18 protein-coding genes are annotated in these 19968 nt (G+C 32.4%); 1 reads left to right on the plus strand and 17 read right to left on the minus strand.

Annotated elements, in window-relative coordinates:
* Positions 1-2 precede the first annotated feature (2 nt).
* The 14 genes from HMPREF3267_RS03580 to lepA all read right to left on the minus strand — a co-directional run bounded on the left by HMPREF3267_RS03580 (position 3) and on the right by lepA (position 15604).
* Positions 3-953 (minus strand): PhoH family protein, encoded by a 951-nt coding sequence (locus HMPREF3267_RS03580; RefSeq protein ID WP_002458988.1) that lies wholly within the window; start codon positions 951-953, stop codon positions 3-5.
* 267 nt (positions 954-1220) lie between these two features.
* Positions 1221-1928, minus strand: coding sequence for a hypothetical protein (locus HMPREF3267_RS03585; RefSeq protein ID WP_002458987.1), 708 nt, complete (start codon positions 1926-1928; stop codon positions 1221-1223).
* Positions 1929-1944: 16 nt separating this feature from the next.
* The gene (gene floA / locus HMPREF3267_RS03590; protein WP_002458986.1) at positions 1945-2931 is read right to left on the minus strand and encodes a flotillin-like protein FloA; all 987 of its coding nucleotides are present in this window, start codon (positions 2929-2931) and stop codon (positions 1945-1947) included.
* 17 nt (positions 2932-2948) lie between these two features.
* Positions 2949-3656 (minus strand): NfeD family protein, encoded by a 708-nt coding sequence (locus HMPREF3267_RS03595; RefSeq protein ID WP_062077682.1) that lies wholly within the window; start codon positions 3654-3656, stop codon positions 2949-2951.
* A gap of 511 nt (positions 3657-4167) precedes the next feature.
* Entirely contained in the window at positions 4168-4344 is a 177-nt protein-coding gene (rpsU, locus tag HMPREF3267_RS03600; RefSeq protein ID WP_000048060.1) for a 30S ribosomal protein S21, read from the minus strand.
* 123 nt (positions 4345-4467) lie between these two features.
* Complete coding sequence (mtaB, locus tag HMPREF3267_RS03605) at positions 4468-5814, minus strand: tRNA (N(6)-L-threonylcarbamoyladenosine(37)-C(2))-methylthiotransferase MtaB (protein ID WP_037540772.1); 1347 nt, start codon at positions 5812-5814, stop codon at positions 4468-4470.
* A gap of 5 nt (positions 5815-5819) precedes the next feature.
* Entirely contained in the window at positions 5820-6572 is a 753-nt protein-coding gene (locus HMPREF3267_RS03610) for a 16S rRNA (uracil(1498)-N(3))-methyltransferase (RefSeq protein WP_002478113.1), read from the minus strand.
* Position 6573: 1 nt separating this feature from the next.
* Positions 6574-7512 carry a 50S ribosomal protein L11 methyltransferase gene (prmA, locus tag HMPREF3267_RS03615; protein ID WP_037544379.1) on the minus strand — a complete coding sequence of 313 codons (939 nt, stop codon included), beginning with the start codon at positions 7510-7512 and terminating at the stop codon, positions 6574-6576.
* Between the two features lie 3 nt (positions 7513-7515).
* The gene (dnaJ, locus tag HMPREF3267_RS03620) at positions 7516-8649 is read right to left on the minus strand and encodes a molecular chaperone DnaJ (protein WP_002478111.1); all 1134 of its coding nucleotides are present in this window, start codon (positions 8647-8649) and stop codon (positions 7516-7518) included.
* A gap of 203 nt (positions 8650-8852) precedes the next feature.
* Positions 8853-10688: a molecular chaperone DnaK gene (gene dnaK, locus HMPREF3267_RS03625; protein WP_002478110.1), complete on the minus strand. Its 1836-nt coding sequence runs from the start codon at positions 10686-10688 to the stop codon at positions 8853-8855.
* Positions 10689-10744: 56 nt separating this feature from the next.
* Positions 10745-11365, minus strand: a complete 621-nt coding sequence (gene grpE / locus HMPREF3267_RS03630) for a nucleotide exchange factor GrpE (protein ID WP_002478109.1) — start codon at positions 11363-11365, stop codon at positions 10745-10747.
* A gap of 28 nt (positions 11366-11393) precedes the next feature.
* Entirely contained in the window at positions 11394-12374 is a 981-nt protein-coding gene (gene hrcA / locus HMPREF3267_RS03635; protein WP_002458977.1) for a heat-inducible transcriptional repressor HrcA, read from the minus strand.
* 102 nt (positions 12375-12476) lie between these two features.
* Entirely contained in the window at positions 12477-13598 is a 1122-nt protein-coding gene (gene hemW, locus HMPREF3267_RS03640; RefSeq protein ID WP_062077684.1) for a radical SAM family heme chaperone HemW, read from the minus strand.
* Positions 13599-13780: 182 nt separating this feature from the next.
* Positions 13781-15604, minus strand: coding sequence for a translation elongation factor 4 (gene lepA / locus HMPREF3267_RS03645; RefSeq protein ID WP_002478107.1), 1824 nt, complete (start codon positions 15602-15604; stop codon positions 13781-13783).
* 356 nt (positions 15605-15960) lie between these two features.
* On the opposite strand from lepA, the gene rpsT reads away from it, so the two are divergent.
* Positions 15961-16209 (plus strand): 30S ribosomal protein S20, encoded by a 249-nt coding sequence (gene rpsT / locus HMPREF3267_RS03650; protein WP_002458974.1) that lies wholly within the window; start codon positions 15961-15963, stop codon positions 16207-16209.
* 47 nt (positions 16210-16256) lie between these two features.
* On the opposite strand, the gene holA is transcribed toward rpsT, so the two are convergent.
* The 3 genes from holA to HMPREF3267_RS03665 all read right to left on the minus strand — a co-directional run bounded on the left by holA (position 16257) and on the right by HMPREF3267_RS03665 (position 19966).
* Entirely contained in the window at positions 16257-17231 is a 975-nt protein-coding gene (gene holA, locus HMPREF3267_RS03655) for a DNA polymerase III subunit delta (RefSeq protein ID WP_002478106.1), read from the minus strand.
* A 66-nt stretch (positions 17232-17297) separates the two neighbouring features.
* Entirely contained in the window at positions 17298-19499 is a 2202-nt protein-coding gene (locus HMPREF3267_RS03660) for a DNA internalization-related competence protein ComEC/Rec2 (RefSeq protein ID WP_062077686.1), read from the minus strand.
* A gap of 5 nt (positions 19500-19504) precedes the next feature.
* The gene (locus HMPREF3267_RS03665; RefSeq protein ID WP_002458970.1) at positions 19505-19966 is read right to left on the minus strand and encodes a ComE operon protein 2; all 462 of its coding nucleotides are present in this window, start codon (positions 19964-19966) and stop codon (positions 19505-19507) included.
* Positions 19967-19968 lie beyond the last annotated feature (2 nt).

A 19968-nucleotide genomic window follows, 5' to 3' on the forward strand; every position in this document is an offset into this window, starting at 1 on the left:
GTTTATTTTACCTCCCCATCATATCTTGCGATAATTTTACCTACTAAAGGATGTCTAACAACATCGGATTGATCCAAATTCATAATATGAATACCATTTACCCCTTGCAATTTGCTTATAGCTTCTTTCAAACCACTTTTAACGCCTTTAGGTAAATCAATTTGGGTTTGATCTCCAGTAACAACCATTTTTGAATCGAAGCCTAACCTTGTTAAAAACATTTTCATTTGTGCATGTGTTGTGTTTTGTGCTTCATCTAAAATCACAAAGGCATCATCTAATGTACGACCTCTCATATAAGCAAGTGGTGCAATTTCGATAATTCCTCTTTCAATAAAACGTGCTGTTTGTTCACGACCTAATACCGTATTTAAGCCATCATATAATGGTCTTAAGTAAGGATCTACTTTTTCTTTTAAATCACCTGGTAAAAATCCTAAAGATTCACCAGCTTCAACAGCAGGGCGTGTTAGCACAATGCGTTTGACTTTCCCTTTTCGTAATTGTTTAGCTGCATAAACAACAGCTAAAAATGTTTTTCCAGTGCCAGCAGGACCCACGCCAAAAACTAAATCATTTCGTTGCATTGCATTGACATACATACGTTGTCCCATAGTTTTTGCACGAATGGTTTTACCATATGCATCTTTTGTAATTTCATCCTCATATAAATCTAATAAAAATTGCAAAGTATTATTATCAGCCATTTTAATAGCAGCTTCTACGTCTTTAAGTGTAATAACATGGCCGAGTTCTATAACTTTTAATAAATTTTTAAGAATTTGTTCTGCCTTTTCAACATGCTCCAGACGTTCGCCTTTAACAGCAATTTCTTGACCTCTGGCATGTATGACAACATCATATGCATCCTCTAGCGCTTTTAAATGCTCATCATTATTTCCGATTAAAGCTTGAGATTGATTAATGTTGTCGATTTGAATTATTTCTGGCATAAACGGGCTCCTTTACAAGTAACATTATTTATCAAATTTTTACTGCATGATATAAATAGGTCAATTTATGATTATTATATCATGATAACTAGATAACCTTGGATGTGAAAATTATTAAAACTCACTTTCAATAAAAGTTTACTAAACAATCCATATTGATACAAATTAATGTGTTTGTAAATTTAAAAAAGATTGGCTAATGGGCTCAAAATATAAAAAATAACATATCCCACTACATACAATTTAATTAGTGGAATATGTTATATATTATAATTGCTTTGGTTTATTCAATATTTCTTGCCAAATTAAACCATTAACTACAGGATTGTTATCAAATTGTAGTGCTTGATGGGTCATATTTTGTTCGATTGATTTGGTGTTTAGCAATTGCTTTAAGCGATATTGTTTAGCTCTAGGTGATAAATATTTATCGCTAATAATTTCTTTTGCTTTTTGCTCAATCATTGCGAGTTGCTTTTCTTTTTCATTATCAATATCTAAACGAACACGTTTTAAATCATCCATAAGTGTATGTTCTAAATCTTGATTTGAAGGCTGCTTATTCACAACATCTCTTGATGATGGCTGTGTTTGTAAGGTATCATTATTGCTATTTTGAGATTGTGTTAGTTGCCTTGATGATCTTTGAACTGTAGGACGTGCTTTATCTTGTGTTTCCACCTTAATCTCTCGTTCTAATTTACGATCTTTATACACAGGTTGAGAGGTATTTTTATCGTGTTGTACTTTTTTATGTTTCGTATGTTCACCTGAAATTTCTTCATTCATTTCATTTAGCTTATCTCCAACTTTATCTAAGAACGAACCTTTTTGTGGTTGACGTGATGTTGGTTTAGACTGAGCTTTCTTTTTAGGTGGTTTTTGATTCTGACGTTGTTTATGACTCTTATCCCCCATCGCACTGATAATTGAAATGATGACCGAAATAGCAAATATGAGAATACCAATGTTCATGACATCACCCCTTTAATTATTTTGGTGATTCTGGGTCTTCTTTGTCTGTATGTTTATTGATAGCATTTCTCATTCCTGTATCAGCTTCTATATTTTTTAAATTATAATAGTCTTTGACACCTAAATTACCGTTGCGTAGTGCTTCTGCCATAGCAAGAGGTACTTCAGATTCTGCCTCAACAACTTTTGCACGCATTTCTTGTACACTTGCTTTCATTTCTTGTTCTTTAGCTACTGCCATCGCGCGACGTTCTTCGGCTTTAGCTTGAGCAATGTTTTTATCTGCTAGTGCCTGCTCAGTTTGTAAATCAGCACCAATATTTTTACCGATATCTACGTCAGCAATGTCAATGGATAAAATTTCAAAGGCTGTACCTGAATCTAAACCTTTACTTAATACAGTTTTAGAAATATTATCTGGATTTTCAAGAACTTGTGTATGATGTTCACTTGAACCGATAGTTGAAACAATACCTTCACCTACACGAGCAATAATTGTTTCTTCACCAGCACCACCGACTAATCGAGAAATATTAGCTCGAACCGTAATACGTGCTTTAGCTCTAACTTCGATACCATTCATAGCCACACCAGTAATAAAAGGTGTTTCTATAACTTTAGGATTAACAGACATTTGAACAGCTTGTAATACATCACGACCGGCTAAGTCAATCGCAGCACCGCGTTCAAACGGTAGATTTATATCTGCACGTTGCGCAGCGATGTTTGCATCAACAACTCTATCAACGTTACCACCAGCTAAGTAGTGAGATTCTAACTGATTAGTTGTTAAGTTTAAACCAGCTTTATGTGCTTTTATTAATGGCGCAATTACTTTTCTAGGCGAAACGCGACGTAAACGCATACCAATGAGTGTTCCGATTCCAACCTTAACGCCTGCTGCAATTGCTGAAATCCACAGTCCAACTGGAACAAATGAAAATAAAATAAGAATTGCTACAAGAATTATAATAGCAATTACAATAAATCCAATACTAAACATTAAATCACTCCTATAAATTAATCTATCTCTCTTACTACAACTCGAGTGCCTTCTACTTCTAATATTTTGACATCTTTATTTCTTAAAATAAATGAACCATCTGACACAGCATCTATTCTTTCATCATTTATTAAAATAATGCCTGCTGGACGTAAGTCTGTAGAAGTACGAGCTATTTTGCCAACTAAGTGAGAACGGTCATCGTGAGATCTATAACCAGCTTCAGCATTTGTCGAATCTTTAAGTACAACTTTTTCAAAAAAAGGTATTTTTCGATTTAAAAGTTTTACTAAAATGACCCATTCAACAATACTAAGAATAACTGCAATAATGACATTGAATAACATAATAAACAAGTTATCACCAAGCATTATTAAGCTTAATGAGATTAGAACTATGCCAAAAAAGCCTATTATTGCACCTACAATAAAGAGCTCTATAATAACAAAAATTACCCCTATGCCAAATAAAATTACCGATATCAAATTGACGTCGCCATTGATGAGAAATCCTAAAAATAATAGTAATAAACATAATGCTGCAACTACACCTATTAAATTAATTTTAGGAGAGTATAATTGATATAAAAATCCTAAAAATATAGCGACTGTCAGAATAAGTGTCATCAATGGATGTGTAAGAATTTGAGCTACATCAAATATCCAAGAGACATCAGAAGAAAAGTTCAGCAAGAAAAAGGTATGTATTCCATTTATAACTGTCATAAATTCACCTCGCTCCCATTTTGATTATACATGAATCATGACTAAGATTATAGGGATATAAAAGAGAATCTATAAGATTTCCAACAACAATATATTAAATAAATGAATAATAGCTGGTATTTATTTTTAACGATATAATGAGTCTGATAAAATCAACAACCTAAATAATAAAGTTTAATGATTTTTGAAATGCATTTAGAATTTTTAATTATATTTTTTATATTGTAATATCACTTGTATAATATGTTGTTATCACTTAACCCCTGCTTGGTACTACTTTCTCTACAGTTCCATGAAACGATAATTCATATTCAAATATACTTTTGCAATACATCATTAAAATATATGAAAAGATAATAACTTTGCAAACTAAAAAACAAAAGTATAACAAAATGGCAATTTCTACGTTATTTCAATAGAAATTGCCATTTTTCGTTGGTTGGAACCTATTTATAGTCCTAACCTAATATATAATTAACATTCGTGTTGAGGGAGTCAACAGAGCTATTAATTATTTGAATTTACGTTTACGCGCAGCTTCAGATTTCTTTTTACGTTTAACACTAGGTTTTTCGTAAAATTCACGTTTACGTACTTCTTGAATTGTACCGCTTTTTGATACTGAACGTTTAAATCTACGTAACGCATCTTCAAGTGATTCGTTTTTACGTACTACTGTTTTAGACATCTGTATTTCCCTCCCTCCAAATATCAACGGAACTTTAATAATTATGTGCATAGTACAATAGACTATGCTTTATTTAGTATAATATATCTCCATTGTGCGGTCAATTAGTAAAGCGCGGAAAGTTTACACTAGTACTTCTTGCTCAGATAAATTAGAAGCATGTTCAACTACTCTTAATGCTTCACCTTTATTTAGCGGATAATCAGCATGTACAATCTTTACTTTGACAATTTGACCTATCAATGATTCATCACCATCAAATTGTACTTTCATGTAGTTATCTGCATAACCAACCAGTGAACCATGGAAACTACCTTTTTCTTCAGGAATAACTTCCAATACGTCATCTTCAAACTTAGAAGCATATTCTTTAGCTAATTGATCACTTAAAGCAATTAATTTGTGAACACGTTCATTTTTAACATCTTCATCAATCTGATTATCCATACGAGCAGCAGGTGTACCGATTCGTGAAGAATATGGAAATACATGTAATTCAGAAAACTTATGTTTTGCTATAAAATCAAAGGTTTCTTGAAACTCTTCATCAGTTTCTCCAGGAAAACCTACTATAACATCACTTGTCACTGCCAAATCTGGCAACGCTTTATGAAGTTTTGATAGACGTTCTGAAAAATGTTCCATCGTGTATTTACGTCGCATACGTTTAAGCACGCTATCTGAACCTGATTGTAACGGAATATGCAAATGACGGACAACTTTATTAGATTTTTCAATGACATCAATCACTTCATCTGTTAGTTGACTGGCTTCAATTGAAGAAATACGAATTCTTTCTAGACCATCAATCGTTTCTAAATCGCGTAACAGTTGTGCTAGATTATAGTTTTTCAAGTCTTGACCGTAACCACCAGTGTGAATACCAGTGAGCACAATCTCTTTATAACCTGCATTGACAAGCGTTGTGGCTTGTTCAACAACCTTTTTCGGATCTCTAGAACGCATTAAACCTCGAGCCCATGGTATGATGCAAAATGTACAGAAATTATTACAGCCTTCTTGAATTTTTAATGAAGCACGTGTACGATCTGTAAAATACGGTACATCTAATTCCTCATAGGTGCGATTTTTCATAATGTTTCCTACACCATTAATAGGTTGGCGCTCTTTTTGAAACTCATCTATATATGATAGTAATTTATGACGGTCTTGCGTACCAACTACAACATCAACGCCTGGAATTTCCATAATTTCTGCTGATGATGTTTGTGCATAACAACCAGTGACGCATATAACTGCATCAGGATTTTTTCTAATAGCACGACGTATGACTTGTCGACTTTTTTTATCTCCAGTATTTGTAACCGTACATGTGTTAATAACATACACATCTGCATTGGTTTCAAAATCTACTCTTTCATAATTTGCTTCTTTAAATAATTGCCAAATTGCTTCTGTTTCATAATGGTTTACTTTACAACCTAATGTATGAAAAGCTACCGTTGACATGTCATTCACCCCAATAATTCATTTTCATAGCTCATTGCACTTAGTGCATACAATGGTGCTGTTTCTGCCCTTAAAATTCTAGGTCCTAAACCTACTGTGTGACTATTATCCTTAAACATCTCGATTTCTGACTCTGTTAACCCACCTTCGGGACCAAATATCATTAAAACGCGATCGTTTGGCTTAAAACATTGTAATAATTGTCTGAAATGGCTTCTTTCATTTTGCTTTGCTTGTTCTTCATATGCAATCAGAATATAGTCATAATGACTTATTTTATCATAAACGGATTTCAAATTCGACATGTACTTTACTGAAGGTATAGTAAGTCGATAACTTTGCTCGGCAGCTTCTTTGACAATTTTTTGCCATCTATCAATTTTCTTCATAGCTTTTGTTTGATTTAGTTTCACAACCGAGCGCGCCATATCTACTGCCCAAAACTCATTGGCACCTAGCTCTGTAGCTTTTTGAAGCATCCACTCATACTTATCTGCCTTAATGAGCCCACTACAAATTGTTACATACAGAGGTAATTCAGTATGTATGTCTAATTTGACTTTCGGCATTATTTGAATATATTCATCATTAATATCTGTAATTTCACACTCGAATACGCTTTGATTTTGGAATGTAATAATGATATGATCTCCAACACAATTGCGCATAACATTAATAATATGATGACGGTCATTTTTATCTCGAATAAAAAAACGCTGACCGTCATCAGCGTTTTCGTTAATAAAGTATCGTTGCAACTTATTCACTCACTTTCTGACCAACAAGGCATACCCATCCATTATTTTGTTCAATTGAAATGATATCAAAGCCAACCTGTTTCATGTGTGCTTCTATTTCTAAATGTTTTTCAGTGATAATACCAGACGTTATAAAATAACCATCTTCATTTAATGTATTATAAGCATCTTCTATCATTTCATCAATAATATGAGCTAAAATATTTGCAATGACTACATCGTATTTTTTAGTTTCATCTTTGAGTAAATTACCAGTGTTAGCTTCAATAACAGCATCACAGTGATTCTTTTTAAAGTTCTCTATTGCTACTTTAATTGCCATATCATCAATATCTATCGCTTTGATGTGCCGTACACCTAATAAATGGCATGCAATACTCAAGATTCCAGATCCAGTTCCGACATCAATGACATTTTTGTCAGAGGAAACGTATTTCTCTATAGCGTGTAAGCACATACTTGTCGTTGGGTGATCACCCGTACCAAAAGCCATACCAGGATCTAATTCAATACAGAGCTCCTCGTTACTATCTTTGGTATAGGTTTCCCAACTGGGTACAATTGTAAATCGTTTCGAAGCTCTAAAAGGATGGAAATAGTTTTTCCATTCATTCTCCCAATCTTCTTCAGCCACAGGTTGCGTATTATAAGTAAAAACTGTGGTATCTAATTCGGTTAAATTTAAAATTTCTTTTTTTATTTGTGTTGCTAAAGACTTTGTAAATTTAATTTCGTTAAAATAGGCCTTCAAACGGACGCCAAATTCAGGATAATCTTCAGATTTTAATTCATAAATTTCACCGTATTTATCGGCAGGTGGTTGTATCAAGTCATGAGAATCTTCAATAACAACACCATTTGAACCGAAATTTTCTAAAATGTTAGTGACTAAAGGTTCTACTTCATGGTTAACTACGATTGAGAGCTCTACCCAATTCATTGCTTATTCACCTCTGAAAAATTTACGTGCTTTATCTTTAAAATTAGAATGTTGTTCTTTAATTTCTTCTCCACTAACTTCAGCAAATTCTCGCATTAATTCTTTTTGTTTTTCATTTAATTTTGTTGGTGTTACAACTTTAATATTAACGAATAAGTCGCCATAACCGTAGCCATGAACATTTTTAATACCTTTATCTTTAAGTCTAAATTGTTTACCCGTTTGTGTACCTGAAGGAATAGTTAACATGACATTGCCTTTTAACGTTGGTACTTTTATTTCATCTCCAAGGGCAGCTTGTGGGAAACTAATGTTCAAGTTGTAATAAATGTCGTCGCCATCACGTTCAAATTTCTTAGAAGGACGAACACGGAAAACAACATATAAATCACCGTTAGGGCCACCGTTCTCACCTGGAGAACCTTCACCACCTAAGCGAATTTGTTGTTCGTTGTCAACGCCTTCAGGCACGTTAACTTCTAGTTTAACTACTTTGTTTTCAGTACCTTTACCATGACATGTTGGACATGGTTCTTCAAATTCTTGACCAGTACCTTGACATTTAGGGCAAGTTTGTTCAGTTCTTACACGACCAAGTATAGTATTTTGTTCAACAGAAGTACGGCCTGATCCCTTACAGTAACTACATGTTTTTTTGCTGGTTCCTGGTTTAGCACCTTCACCATTACATGTATGACATTTTACATCTTTTCTAATAGATATCTCTTTTGTTGCACCAAATACTGCTTCTTCAAAATCAATAGTCATTGTATATTGTAAATCATCGCCTTTACGTGGGGCGTTAGGATCTCGTTGTCTAGATCCTCCAAAGAAAGAACTGAAGATATCCTCGAAACCACCGCCGAAGCCACTGAAATCTTGACCACCAAATCCTTGGTTGCCGAAACCTCCTTGAGGACCACTATGGCCAAATTGATCATAATTAGCTCGTTTATTATCATCACTTAAAATTTCATAGGCCTCAGAAATTTCTTTGAATTTTTCATCTGCACCTTCTTCTTTGTTGATATCAGGATGATATTTTTTTGATAATTTTCGGTATGCTTTTTTTATTTCATCTTTTGAGGCATCTTTGCTGACACCTAATACTTCATAGTAATCTCTTTTATTGGCCAATTCATCTCGCTCCTTTTAATTGATAAATTTTTAAGCACTTACTACTGTTTAATGCTGTTTGAGAGGCGAATGTCATTTAAACTAACATGTTAAATAAAAAGTCAAAGCCAATGCTCAATTGACTTTGACTTTTTGGCTGTCAGTTTATATATATAGTCTTACTATTTAAAATGGTATATGACTTATTTATAAACGATTAGCTATTATTTTTTATCTTCGTCATCTTTAACTTCTTTAAATTCAGCATCTTCAACAGTGCTATCGTTTTGTTGGTTACCTTCAGCACCTTGAGCTTGTTGCGCTTGTTGTTGTGCTTGTTGATAAACTTTAGCAGATAATTCTTGAACTACTTTTTCAAGTTCTTCTTTTTTAGCTTTAATGTCATCAATGTCTTGACCTTCTAATGCAGATTTAAGAGCATCTTTTTTCTCTTCTGCATTTTTCTTATCATCTTCGCTAATATTGTCGCCTAAGTCTTTAATTGTTTTTTCAACTTGGAATACTAAACTATCAGCTTCATTTCTTAAGTCAACTTCTTCACGACGTTTTTTATCTGCTTCAGCATTTTCTTCAGCATCTTTTACCATACGATCAATTTCTTCATCAGATAAAGAAGAGCTAGATTGGATTGTAATATTTTGTTCTTTATTAGTACCTAAGTCTTTAGCAGTTACGTTAACAATACCATTTTTATCGATATCAAATGTAACTTCGATTTGAGGTATGCCACGTGGAGCTGGTGGAATATCAGTTAATTGGAATCTGCCAAGTGTTTTGTTGTCAGAAGCCATAGGACGTTCACCTTGTAACACATGAATATCAACTGATGGTTGGTTATCAGCAGCAGTTGAATAAACTTGTGATTTAGATGTTGGGATTGTAGTATTACGTTCAATTAACGTATTCATACGACCGCCCATGATTTCGATACCTAATGATAATGGCGTTACATCTAATAATACAACGTCTTTAACATCACCAGTGATAACACCACCTTGAATAGCAGCACCCATCGCTACGACTTCGTCAGGATTTACACCTTTATGTGGTTCTTTACCGATTTCTTTTTTAACTGCTTCTTGTACAGCTGGAATACGTGTTGAGCCACCTACTAAGATAACTTCATCAATTTCTGATGTTGATAAGCCAGCATCTTTTAACGCTTGACGTGTTGGTTCCATAGTACGTTTAATTAATGAATCAGCTAATTCTTCAAATTTAGAACGAGTTAAGCTAATTTCTAAGTGTAATGGACCATTTGCTCCAGCAGAAATGAATGGTAATGAAATTTGGGTTTGTGATACACCTGATAAATCTTTTTTAGCTTTTTCAGCTGCATCTTTAAGACGTTGTAATGCCATTTTATCTTGAGACAAATCGACACCGTTTTCTTTTTTAAATTCAGATACTAAATAATCGATAATGACTTGGTCAAAGTCGTCACCACCAAGTTTATTGTCACCAGCAGTTGAAAGTACTTCGAATACACCGTCACCTAATTCAAGAATAGAAACGTCAAATGTACCGCCACCTAAGTCGAATACTAATACTTTTTGATCTTTTTCAGTTTTATCTAAGCCATAAGCTAATGCTGCAGCTGTAGGTTCATTGATGATACGTTCTACTTCTAAGCCAGCGATTTTACCAGCATCTTTAGTAGCTTGACGTTCACTATCATTGAAGTATGCTGGAACAGTAATTACTGCTTTATCAACTTTTTCTCCTAAATAACTTTCAGCCGTATTTTTTAAGTTTTGTAAAATCATAGCTGAAATTTCTTGAGGTGTGTATGATTTTCCTTCAATATCTACTTTATAATCTGAACCCATGTGACGTTTAATTGATTGAACAGTGTTTGGGTTAGTGATTGCTTGACGTTTTGCAACTTCACCAACTTGTGTTTCACCGTTTTTAAATGCAACAACAGATGGTGTTGTGCGGGCACCTTCAGGATTTTGAATTACTTTAGGCTCGTCACCTTCTAAAATAGCGACACATGAATTTGTTGTACCTAAGTCGATTCCAATTACTTTACTCATAATAAAATTCCTCCAATGTTCGTTTTGTAATATATTTGGTTATTTTCGTCAACGTTTTATTGATTTACTTTAACCATTGATGGTCTTAATACGCGGTCTTTCAATTTGTACCCCTTTTGCAGTTCTTGAGTAATTTCACCAGATTCATAATCTGGATTATCATCTTGAACTACAGCTTGGTGCACATTAGGATCAAATGTTTGACCTTCAGTTTCAATCACTTCAAGACCATTGTCTTTTAAAGCTCTTAATAAGCTTTCATGAACCATTTGAACACCTTTTTGCAGCGATTTAAATGATTCATCATTACCTTCAATTTGTAATGCACGTTCAATGTTATCAATCGTAGGTAAAATATCGGTTAACACGCTTTGAGCTTTGTATGCACGATTTGTTTCATTTTCTTTTTGAATACGACGTTTATAATTTTCAAACTCTGCATATAATCTCAAATATTTTTCTTCATTATCATTAGCTAATTGTTCTAGCTCGTTAATTTTTTCTTCTTGTGGATCAATTTTTTCAGATTCATTGTTTGCTTCTTCTTGTTGATTCTGTTCTGAACTTTGATCAGCTTGACTTGCTTCATCGTCAGTTTCCGTAGCATTAACAGTGTGATCTGTTTGTTCTACTTCTTCAGCATTATTTTGTTTCACTGATTCTTTTTCTTCTGCCATTTTCTGCCCTCCGAAATAATCCAAATTACTACCAAATTCTACTAAGTAATTGAATTACATTTTGATAATGCATTGCTGTTGGTCCAATAACAGCAATCTGACCTTTGAGCGAATCATCGAAGTGATAGTCACTTGCAATAATTGAAATATCGCTCAGATTTGCGTCAATCTCCTTGCCAATTTTGACATCTACTTGAGAGTTTGCAAAATCATCTAAAAGTTCCATAATTCGATTTGATTCAATATATTGTAGAATAGGTTGAATTGATGAAACATTCGTTTCATTTAACGCATTGATTAGTTTAACCTTTCCACCCATGTAAATGCTATTACTTTGTTTATGAATATGTTGCCTCATCATTGTTATGACTTTAATAATAAAGTTCTTTTCGCTATCTGACTGCGAAAATCGGTTTAACTCGGCCATTAAATTAAAAGTGCGCTGGCGATTAAAATAATCACTAATAAAACTTGAAATTTGAACCAATCGAGCACTAGATAATTTATCTTTAGTTGCAATATGAACATTTTCTACATGACCTGATGAAAAAATCATAATAAGAATAACAAGTAATGGGTTAGCTTGAATCAAATGAACTTTATTTAGTACATCCAGTTTGTGATTTGGACGAATAACCAAAGTTGCGTATTGAGATTCAGTTGACAACTCATTTGCAAAATAACTCAATGCCGATGAAATATCGTAGTGATTTTCAATCAACAATTGATGAAAACGTTGTTCTTTTTTAAACGTTTGATGAGATGTATCTTCTAATAATTGATTAACATAAAATCTAAAACCTTCTTCAGATGGAATACGTCCAGATGAGGTATGTGTCTTCTCAATGAAGTTTAAATCCTCTAAAAATTTCATTTCATTTCTAATGGTTGCCGGACTAACATCAAGATGATGATTTTCAATTAAGGTTTTAGAACCAATTGGTTGTCCAAAATCAACATAATCTTCAACAATCGCATTTAATATGCTTAATTGTCTATCAGTAATCATGTTTCCACCTCATTAGCACTCTTTTCTTCCAAGTGCTAATTATAATTTATCAAATTGGTCAAAGTAAGTCAATGTTAAAGGCTTGGATTTGTAAAAAAATTTTTAGCTTAATAAAAATGCTTCAAATACTTCATTACCAATGACTTTTCCGCGTTCAGTTAATGCGAAATAGTTACTATTTTGTTTAATTAATTCCTTTTGACTTAAATCATGAATTGTTTGACCAAAGACTTGATAAATGGATTGGTCAAATTTTTGTTTGAAACGGATAATATTAACGCCCTTATTCATTCTTAAACCTAAAAACATTTCTTCTTCCATTTGTTCTTTGATTGTAGGTATTGTGAAAGATAATATTGGAGGTTTATCAGCTTGTACTGCTTTGATATAGTGATTTACTGGATTAACATTGGTATATCTTTTGCCATTTACATAGCCACTTGCACCGGCGCCAAAACCATAGTATTCCTCGTTTTTCCAATAGGTCATATTGTGCGTAGAAGCATGACCTTTTTCAGCAAAGTTCGATATTTCATATTGCTGAAACTTTGAGTGATTTAAACGATGCATTAAATACTGATACATATCAGCGCCTAAATCTTCATTTGGTAATTTTAGTTTTCCCTTACGATATAAGTTATAAAATTGAGTTTTTGGTTCTAAAATCAAACCATAACTTGAGATATGATTTATATCCATACTAAGCGCTCGTTCTATACTATCTTTAAAGTCGTCTAAAGTTTGTTGTGGCAGATGATACATTAAGTCTAAACTTATGGAAGAAATGTCCACCTTGTTTGCATAGTCAACAGCTTGATAGATGTCTTGTGTATTATGTGTACGTCCTAAAATTGTTAATAGTTCAGGTTTAAATGTTTGTACGCCCATTGAAATGCGATTTACGCCGTAATCTTTTAGTAATTTAACTTTTTGAAAGGTTAATTCATCGGGATTAGCTTCGAACGTATATTCACCTGAAATTGTAAATAACTTATTAATCGCTTTTAATAACTTTTCTAACTGTTTAATATTTAAGGCAGTTGGAGTTCCGCCACCAACATACATTGTTTCAATATTTGGATTAAGTCTTGTATGCATTTCCTTTATTAAAGCATCTAAATAGTCATCAACTGGCTGTTTTGCTATAAAATATTTATTAAAATCACAGTAGGTGCAAATTCTTACGCAAAATGGGATATGGATATAAGCACTATTTATTGTCATTTTGCCACCTTCTCTACTTTATCATAGTAATCAAACGAAATAGAGGCTAAGACAAAAAACATCTATTGCTAAAGCTAATAACGTTATTACTTCAGTTCAATTGAAGACCACGTTAGCGTCGAATGTGGAAACGTTATTTAACTTTAAACGTATGTGTTCTTGTATCTTGACCTCTATTTTCATTATTCATCATCCATTTTTAAGACGGCTAGGAAAGCATCTTGTGGTATTTCAACGTTACCCACTGCTTTCATTTTAGCTTTACCTGCTTTTTGTTTTTCTAATAATTTACGCTTACGGCTAATGTCCCCGCCATAACATTTGGATAACACATTTTTACCCATAGATTTAATGTTCGTACGCGCAATAATTTTTTGACCGATTGCAGCTTGTACAGGGACTTCAAATTGCTGTCTAGGGATTAATGTTTTCAACTTTTCAACTAGAGCTTTACCTCGCTCGTAAGCAAAGTCTCGATGGACAATAAAGCTTAATGCATCAACCTTATCACCGTTGAGTAAAATATCCATTTTAACAAGGTTGCTTTCTTTGTTTTCAATGAATTCATAATCGAAAGAAGCGTAGCCTTTTGTATTAGACTTTAATTGGTCAAAGAAATCGAATACTACTTCTGATAATGGTATTTCATACACGATATTAACGCGAATATCGTCTAAATAATCCATATTAATAAATTGTCCACGTTTCCGTTGACACAGCTCCATTACAGCACCTACATAGTCATTTGGTACCATCATCGTGGCTCTTACATAGGGTTCGTATATACTTTCAATACGATCACGTTCAGGCATTTGTGCTGGGTTATCTACAGTCACTTTAGAACCATCTTTCATCAAACATTGATAGATTACTGAAGGTGCAGTGGCAATTAATTCTATACCAAATTCGCGTTCTATACGTTCTTGAATGATTTCCATATGCAACATACCTAAAAAGCCAGTACGATATCCAAATCCTAATGCTTGAGATGATTCTGGTTCAAACTCTAATGACGCATCATTTAACTGCAATTTTTCTAAAGCTTCACGTAAATCGTTGTAATCTCTATTATCTATTGGGAACAATCCACAATAAACCATAGGATTCATTTTTTTATACCCTTTTAATGGTTGTTCGGCTGGATTATTTGCAAGCGTAATGGTATCACCCACACGAGAATCATCTACGTTTTTAATCGACGCAATGATATAACCGACATCGCCAACTGTTAATTCTTCAATCGGTAATTGTTTAGGTGTGTTAATTCCAACTTCGGTAACTTCAAATTCCTTGCCAGTTGCCATCATTTTAATACGGTCTCCAGCTTTTACAACACCGTCAATCACACGAATAGACGAAATAACTCCGCGGTATGGATCATATTCAGAATCAAAAATAAGTGCTTTTAATGGTGCTTCTGGATCGCCATCTGGTGGTGGTATGACGTCTACAATTTTTTCTAATATATCTTCGATTCCAATGTTTGATTTTGCACTTGCTAAAACAACATCGTCCTTATCTAAACCAATAACATCTTCTAATTCTTGTTTCACACGTTCAGGTTCCGCGGCAGGTAAATCAATTTTATTTACTACTGGCAATAATTCTAAATCATTGTCTAAAGCAAGATAGACATTGGCCAAAGTTTGTGCTTCAATTCCTTGAGCTGCGTCTACAACTAAAATTGCACCTTCGCATGCTGCAAGTGAACGAGAAACTTCATATGTGAAATCGACATGTCCTGGTGTATCAATAAGATGGAAAGTATAAGTCTGTCCATCTTTAGCATCATATTTTAACCGTACAGCATTTAATTTAATTGTGATACCACGTTCTCTTTCTAAATCCATAGAATCTAATAATTGGTCTTGCATATCACGAGATTCAACAGATTTAGTATTTTCTAATATTCTGTCTGCTAACGTAGATTTGCCGTGATCTATATGTGCGATAATAGAGAAATTTCGGATGTTTTCCCTTCTATCATAGCGATTTTGCTTATCCATTATATTAATCCTTCTCACTTTCATAAATTTAACCCTTATATGTATACATCTTTGACATAATAACGTTTTTAACATTCATTTGCAAATATGTCTTTTCAGAAATTGAAATGCTTCAATTTTAAAGGTCATGCAATTGATCGATAAATATATGAGCTCAAGTAATTTTTATCATTTTTATTTATAGTATAATTATAAAGTGTTCTATTACGCATTCCAATATAAATAAGTAAAATATCTGTTTTAATTCCGCAAGGGTCAATTAATGATTGCACAAACATAGTAGTTTTGATAAAATATTTCTTGTTGCAATCAAATATAATTTGATAAGATAACTTCACTTTTAGGAGGTGACAGTAATGCCAAACATCAAATCTGCAGTTAAACGTGTGAAAACAACTCAAACAGCTGAAGAACGTAATATTTCTCAAAAAAATGCGATGCGTACAGCAGTAAAAAATGCTAAAGCAGCTATTGCTTCAAATGCTGACAACAAAGCAGAATTAGTTAATTTTGCAATTAAATTAGTTGATAAATCTGCTCAAAGTAATTTAATCCACTCAAACAAAGCTGATCGAATTAAATCTCAACTCATGAGTGCAAAGTAAATATTAAATTAACAGTCTGGATATCATTTCCAGACTGTTTTTTATTTTTAAATAGAAAGAATAAATAACTCTAGTATAAGTTGTTTATCCATATATGAAGATTTAAGCTTATAGTCAGTTTCAGCACAAGCATTAATAATATCCAAAATATCATTCAATTGATAGTGTCGTATTTGTCCTAATGCTAATTTAACGCGATATGGATGTGCATTCACCGTTTTGGCAATTTGCTGTGCGCTATATCCTTTTTGGCTTAATATTTTACATTGATAATAAAGACGGTAGTTACTAGTAATTAATGCGAGTAATTTAATTGGTTCTTCTTTCATAATAATTAAATCTTTAACTAAATTTATTGCTTTTTGTTTTTGATTCTTTTGAATGTATTCAGTGAGCAAAAAGACATTCTGTTCTAAACTACGATTGATAATCATGCTGACATCCTGTTTATTGATTGTTGGTCTATCCCCTATGAACAACATTAGCTTTTCCAACTCTTGTTGCACAATGTTAAAATTAATTCCTGTCAATTCAATAAATAGATTTAAAGCATCTTGTTTAATGTCTTTATAATTTTCGTGTAATTGTTGCTGAATCCAATTTTTTATATCTTCTTCTGACATTTGTTCAATTTTTTTAATTTGTCCATGCTTTTTAAGCGCTTTTGTTAACTTTTTTCGTTCATCTAATTTGTTTTGGTATACTTCAAAAATAATAAGATTGTCACCATCATATTTATCAATAAATTCTAATAATTTATCAGTGTTTGTTGATAAATCTTTTGGAACTTTTTCTCCTGTAAATACATAAGCATTTTTAACTAAGATAGCCTTTTTTTCTGAAAAGAAAGGTAATGTCAGTGTTTCTTCAATAATAGTCGATATATCATGTTCGTATAAATTAAATTTCACAAAATTAAAATCATCTCTTTCTTGTTGTAGATATGTTTGAATGATTTCTAAGCTTTGTTTTTCCACTAATTCTGGAACATCACCATAGACGGCAATTAAGTTTTGAGGCATGCTTATATCTCCTTATTCATTTATGTAAGGTATCTTATAATTATAGCATTGATATATCTTTTAGCTCTAGTGATTACCATGATTTAATTTTATCGTTAATTTGGAATCAAGTGACACACTGATTTCGCCTTTATCTTGCGTATTAAATAATTTACTGTGTATAGATAATAATTTATGAATAGTTTCTATAGATGGATGATGATATTTGTTATGTTTACCGCTAGAAATAATACTTATTTTAGGTTGAATTTGTTTTAAAAATATCATAGAGCTACTCGTTTTGCTGCCATGATGCCCTACTTTCAAAATATCTATGTGAGGTAAATGGTACTTTTTCATAAGTATTTTTTCATTACGTTGACTAGCGTCGCCCATTAGCAATATCGTTTTGTAATGGTATTTGATTAATAAAACAATAGACTGTTCGTTTTTATCTTGACTGTCATAAATATAACTTCTCAAAAATTGAATTGTTGAATCATCAAAGTGCATAGTGTTGATATGATCAGCATTAATCAGTATTATATTGTATTTTGAACACCATTTTTTTATCACATTTAATTGAGAAATAGGAAAGCTTTTACTATTTATTACTAGTTGTTTGATTCTAATATGCTGCATAAGATAAGTTAATTCACCCATATGATCAACGTGTGGATGTGTAATAATGACTTCATCTAATTTGGATACGCCACGTTTTTTTAATGATGGGATAATATGATATTTGGCAATATTATGTGTAATTGTAGAATGATTTTGTGCTGTTTTTCCCCCTGTATCGATAAGTATATTATGATTTCTTGATGTTTGATACAGCAAGCTATCACCTTGGCCAACGTCAAAGCTAGTTAATGTAGGTACGTGACTATGTGCAGTATAGCTTACAATGATTAAACTTAAAATTATAAGTGCTAAAGACTGAATATACTTTTTGTGAATGAAAATGATGAAACTTAAAATCACTAAGATACTTAAAAACATTATAGTCATATTACTTAATTGTGGAATGTTCCATTGGTAATTATTTAGTTTTAAAAAGAAATATACTAATTGGTCATGTAAAGCAAATAAATAATCGATGATGAAATTTAATAATTTAATATTTATGAAAATGTGAGAGATTAAAAAGAAAAATAGAGTTAAAGGAAAATAAATAAAGGAATATAGAGGTACGAAAATTAAGTTTGTCAAAATGCCAATCCATTGAACTTGGTTAAAATGGTAAATTTGTATAAGTAATGCGCCTAACTGTGCAATATATGTGATTACAAAAAAGGCCTTTAATCTTGACAGATGATGAATTGATGGCTGTGCTAATATAAGAAAAAGCGAAATTAAGAAAGAAAATTGGAATCCGATATCATATAAAAAATCAGGTTGTACGATAAGGAGTAATAAAAAGACGAAAGCTAATATATTTAGGCCTGATAGTGAGGTCCTTTTTGGCTTAAATAATATAATTATCATAGCAATAATTGATCTTAGTGCACTTGGTGCAAACTGAGTTTCAACAGCAAAAATAACTAAAATGCAGACACAAAGTAATTTAATAGTAATAAGTGGTGTATTCCATCTTACTAGCGATTGGTAAATAATCAATGTGATTACAGCAACATGGGAGCCACTCACAGCTAAAAGATGATATATACCTATGTCCTTAACAGCGTCTTTTATAGTACTGTTTAATTGAGAAGTATCTCCAGTTATTAAGGCGATAATGCGGTATGGATATTTTGTACCTGAATGAACAATCTGATTATTAATAAAATCAATGTGACGTTGAATGAAATTAGGATTTGAATTTATTTTACAGCTTTTAAAATCTATGCTTTTTACTACAAGAAGGGCATTTTGAGATTCTGAATGAGTAAGATTGCCGTTTATTTTGCAAGTGTAATGTTTTAACTTGTGAATATACTTACCTTTATCTTGTTTTTTAATATAGTAAATATAATTATATTCTCGATTATAGACTATAAGATGTCCTTTAATAAAATCGTTATTTTGGACAATGGCTGATGTGACATGAGCAAATGCTGAGATTTGCTCATGATGTTTATTAAAAATCTCCTGCTCTTTGATTGAATTGTTAAGGTTGCTATAGATATTGTAGCTTAATATTGAAATGAAAATTGAAAGCACAAAACAAATAAGTGTTAACCTTTTAATAGCAACAAAATAAAGTAAGCATACAAAAATTAATAGTGAAATATAAAAATTAGAATACCAAAGTGCTCCGGCAAGAAATGCTAATGCAATATAAAACACTTAAATCACGACTGTGTTAAATATTTTGCTACATATTCAGCAGAAAATGGAATCTTTTTGTATGTAATACCAGATTGATCCAATAAACGTATTGCATATTCATGGTTATGATAATCTTGAGCATAATAAATTGTTGTAATACCTGCTTGAATAATTGACTTTGTACAATTTAAGCAAGGAAAATGAGTAACATAAATCGTTGCCCCTTCAGTTGATACACCTTGTTTCGCACACTGTAATAACGCGTTCATTTCTGCATGAATTGTACGTATACAATGACCATCTTCAATTAAACAGCCTTCATCAATACAGTGAACCTCTCCAGCTACTGAGCCGTTATATCCACCAGCAATAATACGATTATCTTTCACAATCGTTGCTCCTACAGATAAACGTTGACAAGTTGAACGTAATGCTAACAAATGGCTTTGAGCCATAAAGTATTCTTCCCATTTTATTCTTTCCATTT

Origin of the sequence: Staphylococcus sp. HMSC62D11 (genome assembly GCF_001839145.1) — a bacterium.
GTDB classification, from domain to species: domain Bacteria; phylum Bacillota; class Bacilli; order Staphylococcales; family Staphylococcaceae; genus Staphylococcus; species Staphylococcus lugdunensis.